This window comes from Paenibacillus solisilvae, assembly GCF_042656405.1.
Classification (GTDB): Bacteria; Bacillota; Bacilli; order Paenibacillales; family Paenibacillaceae; genus Paenibacillus_Z; species Paenibacillus_Z solisilvae.
Genome location: NZ_JBHSOW010000068.1, coordinates 59,150 through 72,796, shown reverse-complemented (window position 1 = coordinate 72,796; position 13,647 = coordinate 59,150). Strand labels below are relative to the sequence as shown.

Here is a 13,647-nt window from a genome sequence, read left to right as displayed (position 1 = left end):
GGCCCGGCTGCAAACCATAACATGGCATTGCCGCCATGCATACTGACGTTTTTAAACGAAATTACAAAATTTTTCTATTTTTATCTCAACATACTTTTACTTCAACATAATTGATGCATGACTAGAAAGTGACACACGCGATCACTGCTTCAAATTCCGAGTGAACAGGTGTACCGCGTGTTTAATATACATTAGTTATACATGCTTGATTTTAAACACCGTTTTATGTTTATAATTGTAATTATATTAAGAGGGTGTGCATGTTATGAAATCACCGGAAAAATACAACGTTCCCGTCCTGGAAAAAGCGATTTCCATTATTGAAACGTTATCCGAACAAGTCGAGTCTATCGGTGTCAGTGAACTCTGCAAACTTACGGAAATGCCTAAAACTAGCGTGTTTTTTATTTTAAACACGCTTGAAAAACACAATTATATTTCCAAAACCGAGAGCGGAAAATACAAGCTCGGCAGTAAATTAATAAACCTCGGTTTGAATGTTCTTAACAAAATTGAAATTCGCGAAGAGGCTAGGCCCTTTATGGAAAAACTGCTGCAGGATACCGGCTATACCGTGCACTTAGCCGTACTTGACGACGGCGAGGCTATGTATGTAGAAAAAGTCGAAAACCAAGGATTTGTCAAATTTTCTACATATATCGGACAGAGGATACCGCTGCACGCTTCAGGTGTAGGAAAAGCACTTGCCGCCTATCTCCCGATGTCGAAGTTGGATGAAATACTTCATGAGAAAGGACTTCTGGAGATAACGGAAAATACGATCACTAACGCTCAAGATTTTAAAGCCGCTTTGGAGGTCATCCGTAATTTGGGTTATGCGGTAGAGGATGAAGAGGGAGAGTCAGGCATTCGCTGTATTGGCGCACCCATTCTGGATCATCAAAACCAGTTGAAAGCTTCAATCAGCATTACCGCGCTTCGTACGGATTTGTCTATTCATGAAATACCCATCGTAGGTGAAAAAGTGAAACAAACTGCTTTGGAAATTTCGATGTTGCTCGGTTACCGAAAATCAAATTAAAAGGCTGATTCCAGATAATTGTTGTTTAGGAGGCCAGGTTTATAATATGAGCCTCACAGTAGTCGGGAAGCTGTTTCCCCTTCGTTATCATGGGCTGTAAGATTGTTTGAAAGATCTCCTTTACCCGCGGAAAGAAAGAGGTAACTCTACAAGGAGTAGAGTTACCTCTTTGAATTCTGCTTCACAGGAGCAAATAATAATTAGGCATGCTGGATTTCTTTGATGTTTTCAGTATTACTCATTTTTCCAAAACTTAGCACTCGGTTCGGCTCTCGACCGTAGCCTTTAATTTCTAGCCTATTAGGATAAACCCGAACGATTGAGTACGCATTCGTGTCGGCTGTTTCCACCATACCTTTGAAGTTCACGTAGTAGATTCCCTTCTTCTCTGCATAGTTGCCGGCATGATTATGACCGTTGAAATAGGCAACCACATTTCCGGAGGACTCGAGCACCTTGACTAGAGCTTCATAATTCCAAGCGTTGTGCATGTTTAGTGGAGCGATCGGGTGATGTCCGATTACTACTACCTTTTCTCCAGCCTTGACAGACTTACTAAGTACATCTTGCAGCCAAACCATTTGAACCGAGTCGACACCTCCATTCCACGACTGGGCGTTGTCTGCTCCACTCCAGCTTAGAACATCTAAGACCGTCTTTGCATGCTGGTATTTCTCAGAACCTACGGAATTCGCATACAAGCTGAGATCATTAGTGTCAAGCACTACAAAACGCCAACCATTATAGCTAAAATCATAATAGAAGTTGGGCATGCCTAGCACGTCGGCAACCTTTTTGGCGTCCATAGCATAGTCATGGTTACCCAGTAAATGGTACTTCGGCCCCTTAACCCTGTTGTAGATAGGTAGAATTTTCGAAAAACTGGAGGCGTCTCGGTCAATGATGTCGCCAAGATGGATGGTGAAAGTGACATCGTTTTCGTTGAAGGTTTTAACCGCCTCCGCAAGCTTGCCAAGTGAAGCTCGGTAATAACGAGTTGAACCAGACGGCGTATCGACATCGGCATATTGAGCGTCTGCCACGAGCCCAAACTGGAAACCAGGCTTCTTTTGTGAAAGAATATTGGAATCATCGGACGCTGCCAATACAGGAATACTGCCAAGTGGGTTGAACAGTGATAAACCGAAAGCAGCTCCAGCTAACTTGGTTGTCTTTTGTAAAAAGGCACGGCGATCTATCTCTTTATCAAAGACTTGCCCAAGTATTTGCTTTTCGTTTGATTGTCCATTGTTTTTCATTGTTTTCCTCCATTTCCTATTCATTATATTTTATTTTAGGTTTTACCGAGTCAAATTAATGTTGAGCTTCGTCGACAGCAGTAACCAGTTATGACTTGATATTCGCAGCTTCGGATGCCGTTGGAACCTTTTGTTAAGTCAAGGTTCACTGCGTTTTATCAACGGACTTGTCATCTTCCTCGTTGATCAGCCCTTTGGTCGCACCTTTAAACTCATTCAGAGTGCGGCCGAATGCACGGCCGAGCTCAGGCAGCTTAGCAGGACCGAAAATAATCAATGCGATAATTAGAATCATGATAAGACCGGGAATTCCTATATTACTGAATGGCATTGCATTCATCTCCTAATTCATATTTAAATCCGGTAATGCTACTACAGCAATTTCTCCCCTGGAATAGTTGGGGGGAGTCTAACGGATAACTTCTTTCAACCATTCTTTCATTTCATTCATTTTGACTTCTATGGCTTTGAACATAGCTTCACGTTCTTCTTCAATGGCACTTTGAACTTCTTTTCTAATAATCTCTTGAAGTTCACTCTTGGATAGACGAACTTCATCCTTATGGTTGGATTCGTTTTCTAAATACATTGTTGCTGCATCAGTTATCGCATCTTCAAAGGGGACTCTATTGTTTAAGAGATTCTTTATTTCCCTAAATGCTTTTAGTTCGCGGTCCGAGTAAATATGTTGCTCTTTCTCATTTCGCTTAATTAATATACCGGATTTTTTTTCAAATTCACTAGTCCACTTACTTAATGTTGACGTAGGAATTTCAATGTCCCTAGCCAAATCATTTGCCAGATATCCCATGTGCGTACCGTTCTCCATAGCATACACCTCGTTTAGTCAGGTGATATTTCGCGAAATAATAATTCGTTTCACCTTGCATAAATTAATTCTTTATTTAGTAGTCGAAAGGTCGGTAGATTGACCTTTCGACTACTTATGAAATTATTTCATTTCGACAAAACCATAAACGTTTCCATCATAAGCACCGACAACGACCATGTTACCCGAAACTGCAGGGGATGAATTTACCCAAGTACCGATTGTATATTGCCATACTTTTTTCCCTGTTTTTCGGTCGATGGCATAGAAGTTTCCATCTTTTGATCCTACATAAACCGTATTTCCACTAATAGCCGGTGACGCTTCAATTCCCCCGTCAGTTTGGAAAGACCATTGTTCTTGTCCGGTATTTTTGTCCACACTTACAACATAATTGCCTGCAGGATAAATCACAGAGCCATCTCCAATAGCGATATATCCTCTTCCATCATTATAAAATGGTTTTTGATATTGCCATAAAGGTGTACCTGTTTTTGCATCAATAACTTCTACTTGTCCAGCTTCACCTCGTAAATAGATGCGTCCATCTGCTGCTGACGGACCTGTTCTGAAACGAGAAGGTACTTTTGGATAGTATTTCCATAGCTCTTGACCCGTTGCAGTTGAAAAGGCAATAACATATCGTCCGTCTCCCGTGAAATAAACAATACCATCACTGACCAATGGGGCTCCCTGACGATCACCACCACCATGACCATCGATAGTCGATCTTAATTTCTTTATTTCTCTCCCGGTTTTTGCATCAAGTACGAGGAGCGAGTAGCCTAAGCTTTGGTAAAGCAGACCCTTATCTACAGCTGAGCTAGCTGTGGTCCAAGCTCTTTGTACACCATCACTTTCCACTCCTGTGCGGTTTTCCCAAATTGTTTTGCCTGTCTTAGCATCAAAGGCATGAACAGTTCCGCGAATATCGCTGAAATAGACGACACCTTCTACGACAGCCGGGGTTGCTTCAACAGGAGCAGCCGTATTTCTACGCCACTCTTCTTTACCTGTTTTCACATCGATTGCAACAACACCATGGTTTTTTGTTCCATTATCATCGCGGATTCCTATATAGGCGATACCTCCAATCAATGCGGGAGAAGATGCAAGAATGGATCCTTTACTTTTATAAGTCCATGCCAGTCTTAAAGGTGCTGTTACCGAATCTTTCGTATACCCGCTTCTCTGACTATTGCCGTGTAAACATGTCCAATCCGTGCCAACCCGAGGATTGTTGAGCTTACTTTGATCTACGACTAAAAACGTACCCGATTTTTTCCAGCTTTCACCTTTCTCAGCTTCGACGACAACCTCTATACGATGTTTCCCTTCTGTTAAGCGAGGCTGTTCTTCTTTATCTCCAGCCCAAGTCCATGAACTAACTTGTTTGAGTGAGTGCCATCCTTTTCCGTCCATTTGATAACGTACCTTCGTAATTTCATTATTTGTATCGTAAGCATTGACTTGTATATCGAATGGATCTTGAGCCGTAACAATCTGATCTGGAGCTGGATGAACAATTTCTAACCGCTTATCCACTCCAAGAGCTAAAAACTCATAGCTTAATCCACCGTCTTCAATTTGTCCTTGGAAATCATCATTGCCTCTGCCATTCTCCCCAACACGCACGATACGAAACCCTTCAGGACTTCCATCTTGCGGTGCCCAGAATGGTGCCGTCTGAACATGTACTCCTCCTTTAAAAACATTTGGGTCAACGTCATTGCTATGATAATGGCCCGTTAGAACAAGCTTTACTTGATAATGCCGCAGCAGCTCAATGTATGCTCCCATACCGTATCCTCCCGGAGCATTAAGCGGAACATGCGTCATCACGATAACCTTTTTATTTTCAGGCATCATCGCCAAGTCTTTTTTAAGCCATTCCAGCTGTTCTACTTCGTTTTGTCCAATCCAATTTTCAAGTACGACGATGTGATAATCACGGTAATCAAACGAGTACCACTCCGGTCCGATAAATTTACGATAATTGTCAATGTAGGACTTATAGGATTGATCACCCAGGCTGTCCCTCACATCATGGTTACCAACGGATGGCCAAATCATTAATGAGGATAATGTTGTCACATCCATGTACGCTTTAAATTCTTCAACTGTACCTTGATCACTGTAATCACCATTACAGAAAATAAAGTCTGCATCATATGTCAGGTCGTTTAATTGCTTTATTTGCTCAAGGAATCTCTCTTTTTCAACATCAATCGATGGATTCCAGTATTTACTCACATGAATATCGTTGATGTAAACAAATTTCCCTTTTTTTCCTTGAAGCTTGTTGTCACGAATCAATTTAATATCTTGTTTGCGTGTTTCCCCTGCTTGTAGTCCTTCAAGCCTAGCGAAGAACTGCGGAGTTTTTGCAGTATTAACCGATACTGTGTAACCTTCTGGGAGTGTTACGAAAATAATAGTCGTTGTACGTCTTTCCGGATCCACTTTAATTGAATATTCACCATTTTTATCGGTTTTAGTTACTGTTTTCCCATCCGATACGATGACACCTGGGATCCCTTTTCCATTTTTGTCTTCAAGCACCCTTCCTGTTATGGAAGCGTGACTCTCCGCGGCTTGGGCTGTTCCTGCATTGGTTATGAGGGACGATAAAGATAATCCAATAGTTGCAGCTACAGCTGTTTTTCCCGTTGCCTGAATAAAATTCCGACGGTCCATTTCTTTAGTTTTTAAATCGTTTAACATTTTTTGAAAATCCATTTTTTCACTCCTAATTTAATATTAAATGCCATTTCTAATGAACATATTTGTGTGTGAGTTATGTAATCTTTTTTTAACTGCTCGTAAAGCCTTCTCACAACTTGGAAAATCCGTGACGATGGATAGACAGACAAGAGGAATTTAACCACTTGCCTTAAAGTCGTTGTGACATGAGCACGTGGAGAATCGAAAACAATGTGAAAAAGACCACGAAAAATTATCGTCTCATCTTTCAGCTATCAGGTAGAAACAGAATTTCATAGCGAGTTTCCTCCTACTTTGTTTGATCTCATCTTATAGCCGGCAACAGATGATCCTTTTTTCAGTCGCATCACCCCTTCCAAAAATTATAGATTTAGCCCAGTATCCGTTCGAAATACCACCATAAACCGAAACCGGAAATTCCGGCGATCGCCGCGCCCTGCAGCTTTCCGGACCATTGTTATCGACGAACGAAAATCAGCAGAGGGAACAGCAGGAGATTTGATCGATATTGATCATTTCTTCTCTATTTGCCATAATTATAGAGTGGTTTTATTATTTAAATGTCATAATTATTTCAACATTAAGTAAATTTACATACATAAAATTTATTTTTTGATTAATTCCAATCATTTTAGATTTTATTGAAAATCATTTCGTTAAAAGGATGAATATCAAAAATGGAAAAAAAAGAGGCGAAGCAATCCTATTGGCACAAATGAAACTACCCATTACATTACAATGGGATAGAACTCCTCTAAGAAAGGAATAAAACTTGAAAACAAAACTGAAAAAGAAAAGATGTTAAGCGGCGATCTTTACCAGGGGGGCCGATCCGGAGTTGGTGTCGGATCGTTTGAACGCGCGCAAGTTGACACGACTATTCAATCAATCGCTTGAAACTGAAGATGGGGTAATATGACAATACGACAGAAATAGACCGCTGCCATTGTCTCGAGGGCGGTCTATTTCTTTTTGTTTTGGTTTGACCGAATGAATCTTTTGTAAATTTTCCCACATTATATTGTCCCGTTCCAACGCCCTTCTATATAATGAGAGTGTCATCGTTTCTGATAGATGAATTTGGGAGAGAAGGTGTTGACGTGAAGGTAAGAACGCTCGTATCCGCAGGTGCCGTCGCCGGTTTGCTGCTGGCCGCCGTACCTCTCGCTGCCGTTTCGGCAGCCACGACGGAAACCAACAGACAAGCTTCAATGGCTGACGGCCATCACCTGAAAGCGGCGAAGCCTCATAAGCAAGCTAGGCATGCTCAGAATCACAGTGTCGGACAGCTTACGTTGATCGGCGAACAGCGAATTGTAAACGACCTGAAGTTCGAGGGGACGCCTGTCGGCGGACTTTCCGGCATTGACTACAACCCCGGAACGCATCAGTGGATCCTTATCAGTGACGATCGCTCGGACAACGCTCCTGCCCGTTTTTACAGCGCGAAGCTAAAGTACGATACCAAGAGCTTTTACGCTGTCGATCTTACCGGCATGACGGAGTTCAAGCAGGAGGACGGCACGACGTACCCGAACAAGAATGATTACGCTGCAAATAAGCAAGGCGTCGTGCCTGACTTGGAATCTATCCGCTTCGATCCGAATGGCAAATCGATCTGGTACACGAGCGAAGGTGACCGCAGCCTTGCCTTGAACCCTTTCATCCGCCAAGCTGCGTTAAAAGGCAAATACTTGTCTTCGCTCCAGATTTCTGCCGCCTTCCAAATGAATCCAAACGGCGATATCGCCGCGCAGAAAGGCTTCCGCAACAATCTTGCACTGGAAGGAAGCAGCTTCTCCCCGGACGGAAACTACTACTTTACTTCTATGGAAGCCGCGCTCTACCAGGACGGCGATATTTCGTCCGTCGATGCCGGCTCGTATTCCCGTATAACGAAGTACAATCGAAGCGGCGACATCATCGCGCAGTACGCTTATCAGATTGACGCCATCCCGGCCAAACCCGGATCAGGCAAAAACGCCGACAACGGCGTTTCGGAAATGCTTGCGATAAACGACCATCAGTTCCTCATCCTGGAACGGTCCGGCGTACAAGCAGCCGACGGCAATTATTCCAATTATATTCGCATTTATGAAGCGGATGCCGCTCAAGCTACAAATGTGAACAATCTTGACTCTTTACCGGCGGGCCAATTTACGCCTGTTTCCAAGAAGCTGGTGCTGGATCTCAATACGTTGGGCCTGCCGAAGCTCGACAACGTGGAGGGCATGGCTTGGGGACCGAAGCTCAAAAACGGGCACGACAGCCTTGTCCTCGTCTCTGACAACAATTTCAACGCGTCGCAAGTGACGCAGCTTCTGGCCTTCGACGTTTCGCCCGAGACGAAGTGAAGTGCAGCACTTCTAGCAAAAAAGACCGCGTTCGGCGGTCTTTTTGCGTTTCAACCATTTAACTTTGCTTGGTATGATTTGCGCAGACTTTGTCAGATTATAAGAAGAGTGTGTTCTATGTGAACATGCCGCACAAAGAAAAAGCTGCCGATCCATTGACGTAGGCAGACTATATCATGGCGGTGCTATAGTGTCCCGTTAGCGGAATTGATTGGTTTACATTTCTCAATCTAATTCTCTGGAGCTCTCGAATAATCCTCGACACCATCAATCGTATCCGCTGCTTAATATTGACTGTCTTTCACTGACTCGAAATTGAAAAGTCCCGCAAGACACAATCATGTCACTGCGGGACTTCTATTTTAATTATTGTTATTTTCCATGAAAATTCCTACCGCATCATATACGACCCAAGAACCTGTGGGGAGGGTAAACGATATTCTCGCAGATTTTCTTTGGGCAGGACCACCTCGATACTTCTTGGATGAGTTGAACCGTTTCTCCTTCCGAACCGTTTAAAGCGACCAATTGCCAATCTCCGACAAGGGAGCAAATGGATAGACGAGTCGCGGACAATGTGATAACCTCATTGTCAGTGATGCGCGTTAAACTTTTAGGAGGAACGGTATGAACAAGATTAAGCTCGCCGCTGTGATAATGGTATTGGCGGTTATGTTCGCCCAGTCGGCCACTGCCGCCGCAGGATACGCCGACCCATCAACGACACCGACCTTCGATATCGTCCTCGATGGGAAAAAGCTACAGCTGTCCAGCCCGCCGTTCCTGCAAAACGGAACGACGATGGTTCCGTTTCGGACCTTGTTCGAGCGGCTCGGCCTTCGCGTTTCCTGGAACGCCCAAATCAAACAAATCACCGCTCAGAACGCGGACAAGAAAATTACGCTCACCGTCGGCTCCAACCATGCAACCGTAGACGGCAAAGACGAAACCATGCCGCTTGCACCCGTCGTGAAAAACAACACCGCCTACATTACGCTCCGGTTCGCCGGCACTTCGAGCGGAGGGGACGTCGAATTGTACAGAGGACTGAATGTCGTCTGGATGCTGTCCCCCATCCAAAGCGAGCTGTATTCGGCCGTCGTTGCCGGGGAGAAGGACAAAGTGGATCAACTACTCGGCCGCGGCGCGGACCCGGAACTGTTGGTCGGCCCCGTCGGTCCGGCAACCTTCACGTTCGCCGAAGACTCAGTCGAGATCGTCGGCTTGTTCCTGAAGCATGGGATGGGCATTAACGACCGAAGCGCGGATTACACCGGTTACACGCTTCTGCACAACGCCGTCTACAAAGGGCATATCGAAGTCGTCAAGTATCTGCTCGCTTCGGGCGCCGACCCCGCCGTCACCTCCGAATCGGGCGGTACGTCGCTTGATCTGGCGGAGTTCTGGCGGGAGCAAGTGCGCTTCGGCTACAAAGACGCGCTTGACGGATCGAAATCCCCGACAGTTCAAGATTACGATACCATTATCGCTTTATTGAAAAAGTATATGGAAAAATAATAATGCCATCTTTCCATCACATTCCTCCGGCCGCTCCAGTCGCCCCGGAGGTTTTTTCGCATATCCGCCTGCTGCCGCGATGGTCATCTGTTTGTTGCAGCCGTCCGCTTCGGCAAAAGCTACCGCGCAAGGTTTTTTTATCGTTCGATCATTTTGGCCCAAAAGCCGCCTTTGAACTGTCTAGGTTCATGAGAGATGACGAATGCTTTGGGCGCCACCATCATAATGCTTTTCAACAGTTGCCTTTCATTTCTCCGTTTAACGAGAACCTGCATGACAAGCCGTTTGCCGCTTCTTCCATCCGCCGTCCATGTAGTAACCCCGTAGCCAAAGCTGCGCAGCTTTTCCGGCAGAGCGGACTTATCCGATTCGGTGATCACTTGAACGACCGAATAGCCAAGCGCCAAATATTCCTCGATCCTGCTGCCCAGGTAAACGCCCATTCCGAATCCCACGCAATAAGCCGCCATATGGATGGGGTCCGATAGGTTTCGAAGCACAAGATTTAACCCCGCTAAGTAAATAAATACTTCCGCCATGGCAAGAAAGGAGGCCGCGCCTCTCCTGCCTTTGATGACGAGGATAAGGCGCAGAGTGAATATCGAGACATAAGCGATATTAATCGCCATAATCGAGAGGATGAGAAAGAGCGGGCTCATCTATCGAATAGAGCGCGCAGCTATATAGTCCGGTCTTGGCTTTTGCCCGGAATAGGGCTCTGTTAATGTGTTCTCCACACTGTTGTAGACCAGAAACACGTTGCTGCGCGGAAGCGGCGTAATATTACTGTTCGAGCCGTGAATGATATTGCAATCAAACAGCACAATAGATCCTGCACTTCCGACGATCGTATCGATTCCGCCGTGCTTCACCAGCTTGGTCAAGCTGTCCGGATCGGGAACCCCATATTCCTGGCGGCGAAGCGATTGCTTGAAATGATTATCCGGCGTCTTGCCGACGCAGGAGACGAATTTCTTATGAGAGCCGGGGACAACCATAAGCGGACCATTAAAGTGAAAATTGTCTTCAAGCGCTATCGAGCAGCTAAGCGCCCGCATTGACGGCATGCCGTCCTCCACGTGCCACGTCTCAAAATCCGAATGCCAATAAAACTCTTTACCGGTAAAGCCCGGTTTGAAGTTGATGCGGGACTGGTGAATATAGGTGTCCGATCCCAGCAGGTGATTCACGATTGCTGTCAGCCGCGGGTTTGCCGAAAGCTGCTTGAACAGCTCATTATTCTCATGTACGGCGAAGATTGAACGCACATCACTGCCTCCCGGCTCTCGAATGACATACTCAGCCTCGCGCTGTTCATAAAGCTTTTGCAGCCTCCTAAGCTCCTGACGCCACTCGATGATTTCATCCGGCGAGAAGAATTGGTCCAGAAACAGATAGCCGTTCTTTTCATAAAATGCGGACTGTTCCTCCGAAAGCGAACTTTCTTTATGCCATTTTCCGTATACAACCGGATCATCCCGATCGATCATCACCGGTTTGTCGGAAATTCGGGAAGGATATTTGTCAGTCGGCTGCTTTACCTTGTACTGCTCGGGTCTCAAAAACGGATACATGCTCATCAGCACCTCTTTTCCAGTTCATTTTCTTCCACCAACGGATAGACGCCATCTTCATCGTGAACTTCACTGCCTGTCAGAGGAGGGTTGAACACGCATACCATTCTGAGCTGGGTTCTCGCCCGAAGATAATGCTTCTCATGCCCATCCAGCGCGTACAGCATTCCCGGTCGAATGGGATAAACCTTGCCGCTGGCCAATTCAATCTCGCCTTCCCCTTCGATGCAGTAGACAGCTTCCACATGATTCCGATACCATATCAGGGTCTCGGTACCTTCCTTAATAATCGTATCATGCATGGAGAAACCCATACCATCCTTGCGGAGCAGCAGCCGCCGCGCATTCCAAGTCTCTGTGTCGATATCGTCCTTCGTGTCAATAACAGCTTCCAGATGCTTTACAATCATATGTTTACGCTCCTTAAGAGTTATTTGCGATACTTCCGTGACTAGTCAAACTGTGCGAGCTGACCACTCCTTTCGGAAGCATACACCTGCAGGTGCAGGTTACACCATTGCCTTGACGGGTTCGGCTTGAACGATCTCTTCGAAGCTCTTCTTGATGATTGCAAGTCCTTGCTCAAGAACAGATGCTTCAATGGTGAGCGGCGGCATCAGCTTCGCCACTTCATCATTCGGTCCCGAAGTTTCCATTATGACGCCGTTTTTGAAGGCCGCGGCGCTTAATCGTGCGGCAAGCTCTGGCTGTCCGAACGATATACCCTGGATCATGCCTCTGCCTTTGATGTGCGCATCGACTTCTGGATGAGCCCTCAGCATCTCCTTCAATGCGGCCCGAATGCTGCGTATTTTCCCTGCAAGCTCGCTCTGGAACGTATCCTTCTCCCAGTACGAGAGCGCTTCCGCCGCTGCCACAAAACCGAGATTATTGCCGCGAAAAGTACCGTTGTGTTCGCCTGGCAGCCACTGATCATATTCCGGTTTGATTAAAGTTAGCGCCAGCGGCAAGCCGTAACCGCCTATTGACTTTGACAGACAGACGATATCAGGCTGGATGCCCGTGCCTTCAAAGCTGAAGAACGTGCCGGTCCGACCGCATCCCATCTGTACATCATCCACGATAAGCAGGATATCATGCTTCCGGCAGAGCGCTTGAACCCGCCGCAGCCAAGCGAAGCTGGCGACATTCAGTCCGCCTTCCCCCTGTACCGTCTCCAAAATTACTGCAGCCGGCAGGTCAACTCCGCTGCCCGGATCGCTTAGCATCTTCGCCAGAATATCCGCCGTATCGATCCGTTCGCCCAAATAGCCGTCATAGGGCATAAAGGTCGTATTCGGAAGATCGACACCTGCTCCTTTTCGTTTAAAGGCATTGCCTGTTGCCGCGAGCGAGCCGAGGGACATGCCGTGAAACGCATTCGTGAAGCAAATAATATTTTTGCGGCCTGTCACTTTGCGGGAGATTTTCAAGGCGCTTTCCACAGAGTTAGTTCCCGTAGGACCGGGAAACATGACTTTATAATTAAGCCCGCGCGGTTTCAGAATGGATCTGTCAAACCGCATAAGAAACGTTTCCTTCGCTCTTGTCGCCATATCGAGGCTGTGTGTCACACCATCTTCAAGCATATAGTCGATCAGCTTATGGCGGATAGCCGGATTGTTATGTCCATAATTCAGCGCCCCTGCGCCTGCAAAGAAGTCGATATATTCATTGCCCTTTACATCCCAAACTTTGGCATTTCTTGCTTTATCGAAAACCGTTTGAAAATTGCGGCAGTAGCTCCGCACCTCTGATTCCAACTTATCAAAAACATGCAGCGACGCTGCTTCCTTCTGTGGAAGATTCACCGAATCACTCCTTCGAATTCTTTCTTCTTTATAAACGGTCCGATTCGTAACAACAGCTCCGGCTCATGAGCGGAGACTTCCGGAAAAAACTTCGCCGGGTAACATTCAGAAACATCGGATTGACCGCCCTTCTCATCGGCAAGCCTTAGAAACAGGCGCCAGGAAGCCGTATTGTCCGGACCAATCGTCGATTCGACATAGCGGATATCCGCATTTTCCTTACGCCCAAGCAGCTCTCTCAGCATTCTTTTCCCTAGACCGCGCCCCCGCAAAGAGCTTGCAACCGCGATCTGCCAAACAAACAGCGTTTGCGGCCGATCCGGTCTGCGGTAGGCGGAAACAAAACCAATGACTGCATCATCCTTCACTGCAAGGATGCAGGTGTCACGAAAAATATCGCACAGCATGATATAGCTGTAGACAGAGTTTAAATCGAGAGAACCGACTTCTTTTACCAGACGCCAAACTCTCACTCCATCGGACGCGGACGGTTTGCCCAGCAGCAGCTCATCATTCGCTCCTATTGTCCTCACCCC

The 13,647-nt window shown here is 46.1% G+C and carries 12 protein-coding genes and 1 pseudogene; 4 read left to right on the top strand and 9 right to left on the bottom strand.

Translation table 11 applies throughout. From position 1 onward, the window contains the following. Nucleotides 1-265: 265 nt before the first annotated feature. On the top strand, nt 266-1,042 hold the full coding sequence (locus tag ACFPYJ_RS18655; protein WP_379189686.1) for an IclR family transcriptional regulator: 777 nt from the start codon (nt 266-268) through the stop codon (nt 1,040-1,042). 200 nt (nt 1,043-1,242) lie between these two features. On the opposite strand, the gene ACFPYJ_RS18650 is transcribed toward ACFPYJ_RS18655, so the two are convergent. The 4 genes from ACFPYJ_RS18650 to ACFPYJ_RS18635 form a co-directional block, all read right to left on the bottom strand. Beyond that, on the bottom strand, nt 1,243-2,301 hold the full coding sequence (locus tag ACFPYJ_RS18650; RefSeq protein ID WP_379189685.1) for a metallophosphoesterase: 1,059 nt from the start codon (nt 2,299-2,301) through the stop codon (nt 1,243-1,245). 145 nt (nt 2,302-2,446) lie between these two features. Further along, nucleotides 2,447-2,632 (bottom strand): twin-arginine translocase TatA/TatE family subunit, encoded by a 186-nt coding sequence (tatA, locus tag ACFPYJ_RS18645; RefSeq protein ID WP_379189684.1) that lies wholly within the window; start codon nt 2,630-2,632, stop codon nt 2,447-2,449. Between the two features lie 78 nt (nt 2,633-2,710). Next, nucleotides 2,711-3,130 carry a MerR family transcriptional regulator gene (locus ACFPYJ_RS18640; RefSeq protein WP_379189683.1) on the bottom strand — a complete coding sequence of 140 codons (420 nt, stop codon included), beginning with the start codon at nt 3,128-3,130 and terminating at the stop codon, nt 2,711-2,713. 123 nt (nt 3,131-3,253) lie between these two features. Continuing rightward, the gene (locus ACFPYJ_RS18635; RefSeq protein WP_379189682.1) at nt 3,254-5,869 is read right to left on the bottom strand and encodes an outer membrane protein assembly factor BamB family protein; all 2,616 of its coding nucleotides are present in this window, start codon (nt 5,867-5,869) and stop codon (nt 3,254-3,256) included. Nucleotides 5,870-6,652: 783 nt separating this feature from the next. Here ACFPYJ_RS18635 and ACFPYJ_RS18630 point away from each other — a divergent pair. The 3 genes and pseudogenes from ACFPYJ_RS18630 to ACFPYJ_RS18620 form a co-directional block, all read left to right on the top strand. Then, nucleotides 6,653-6,758 (top strand): annotated as a pseudogene (locus ACFPYJ_RS18630) (maltose acetyltransferase domain-containing protein); the annotation flags it as partial. Nucleotides 6,759-6,954: 196 nt separating this feature from the next. Beyond that, nucleotides 6,955-8,208, top strand: coding sequence for an esterase-like activity of phytase family protein (locus tag ACFPYJ_RS18625; protein WP_379189681.1), 1,254 nt, complete (start codon nt 6,955-6,957; stop codon nt 8,206-8,208). 627 nt (nt 8,209-8,835) lie between these two features. After that, nucleotides 8,836-9,726: a stalk domain-containing protein gene (locus ACFPYJ_RS18620; protein ID WP_379189680.1), complete on the top strand. Its 891-nt coding sequence runs from the start codon at nt 8,836-8,838 to the stop codon at nt 9,724-9,726. A gap of 137 nt (nt 9,727-9,863) precedes the next feature. Here ACFPYJ_RS18620 and ACFPYJ_RS18615 read toward each other — a convergent pair whose 3' ends face one another. From ACFPYJ_RS18615 to ectA, 5 genes are all read right to left on the bottom strand, one after another. Further along, entirely contained in the window at nt 9,864-10,385 is a 522-nt protein-coding gene (locus ACFPYJ_RS18615; RefSeq protein ID WP_379189679.1) for a DUF2179 domain-containing protein, read from the bottom strand. Beyond that, complete coding sequence (thpD, locus tag ACFPYJ_RS18610; protein ID WP_379189678.1) at nt 10,386-11,300, bottom strand: ectoine hydroxylase; 915 nt, start codon at nt 11,298-11,300, stop codon at nt 10,386-10,388. A 5-nt stretch (nt 11,301-11,305) separates the two neighbouring features. Beyond that, nucleotides 11,306-11,710: an ectoine synthase gene (locus ACFPYJ_RS18605; protein WP_379189677.1), complete on the bottom strand. Its 405-nt coding sequence runs from the start codon at nt 11,708-11,710 to the stop codon at nt 11,306-11,308. Between the two features lie 99 nt (nt 11,711-11,809). Next, on the bottom strand, nt 11,810-13,111 hold the full coding sequence (gene ectB / locus ACFPYJ_RS18600) for a diaminobutyrate--2-oxoglutarate transaminase (protein ID WP_379189676.1): 1,302 nt from the start codon (nt 13,109-13,111) through the stop codon (nt 11,810-11,812). Then, a complete protein-coding gene (ectA, locus tag ACFPYJ_RS18595) occupies nt 13,108-13,644 on the bottom strand; it encodes a diaminobutyrate acetyltransferase (protein WP_379189674.1) in 537 nt (178 codons plus the stop codon). Before ectA ends, ectB begins: the two co-directional genes overlap by 4 nt. Between the last annotated feature and the right edge of the window lie 3 nt (nt 13,645-13,647).

What these genes read in the sequence shown, in the direction of transcription:
- ACFPYJ_RS18650 (WP_379189685.1), bottom strand. Translation starts at nt 2,301, where the DNA reads ATGAAAAACAATGGACAATCAAACGAAAAGCAAATACTTGGGCAAGTC.
- ACFPYJ_RS18620 (WP_379189680.1), top strand. Translation starts at nt 8,836, where the DNA reads ATGAACAAGATTAAGCTCGCCGCTGTGATAATGGTATTGGCGGTTATG.
- ACFPYJ_RS18640 (WP_379189683.1), bottom strand. Translation starts at nt 3,130, where the DNA reads ATGGAGAACGGTACGCACATGGGATATCTGGCAAATGATTTGGCTAGG.
- thpD (WP_379189678.1), bottom strand. Translation starts at nt 11,300, where the DNA reads ATGTATCCGTTTTTGAGACCCGAGCAGTACAAGGTAAAGCAGCCGACT.
- ACFPYJ_RS18615 (WP_379189679.1), bottom strand. Translation starts at nt 10,385, where the DNA reads ATGAGCCCGCTCTTTCTCATCCTCTCGATTATGGCGATTAATATCGCT.
- ACFPYJ_RS18605 (WP_379189677.1), bottom strand. Translation starts at nt 11,710, where the DNA reads ATGATTGTAAAGCATCTGGAAGCTGTTATTGACACGAAGGACGATATC.
- ACFPYJ_RS18635 (WP_379189682.1), bottom strand. Translation starts at nt 5,869, where the DNA reads ATGGATTTTCAAAAAATGTTAAACGATTTAAAAACTAAAGAAATGGAC.
- tatA (WP_379189684.1), bottom strand. Translation starts at nt 2,632, where the DNA reads ATGCCATTCAGTAATATAGGAATTCCCGGTCTTATCATGATTCTAATT.
- ACFPYJ_RS18655 (WP_379189686.1), top strand. Translation starts at nt 266, where the DNA reads ATGAAATCACCGGAAAAATACAACGTTCCCGTCCTGGAAAAAGCGATT.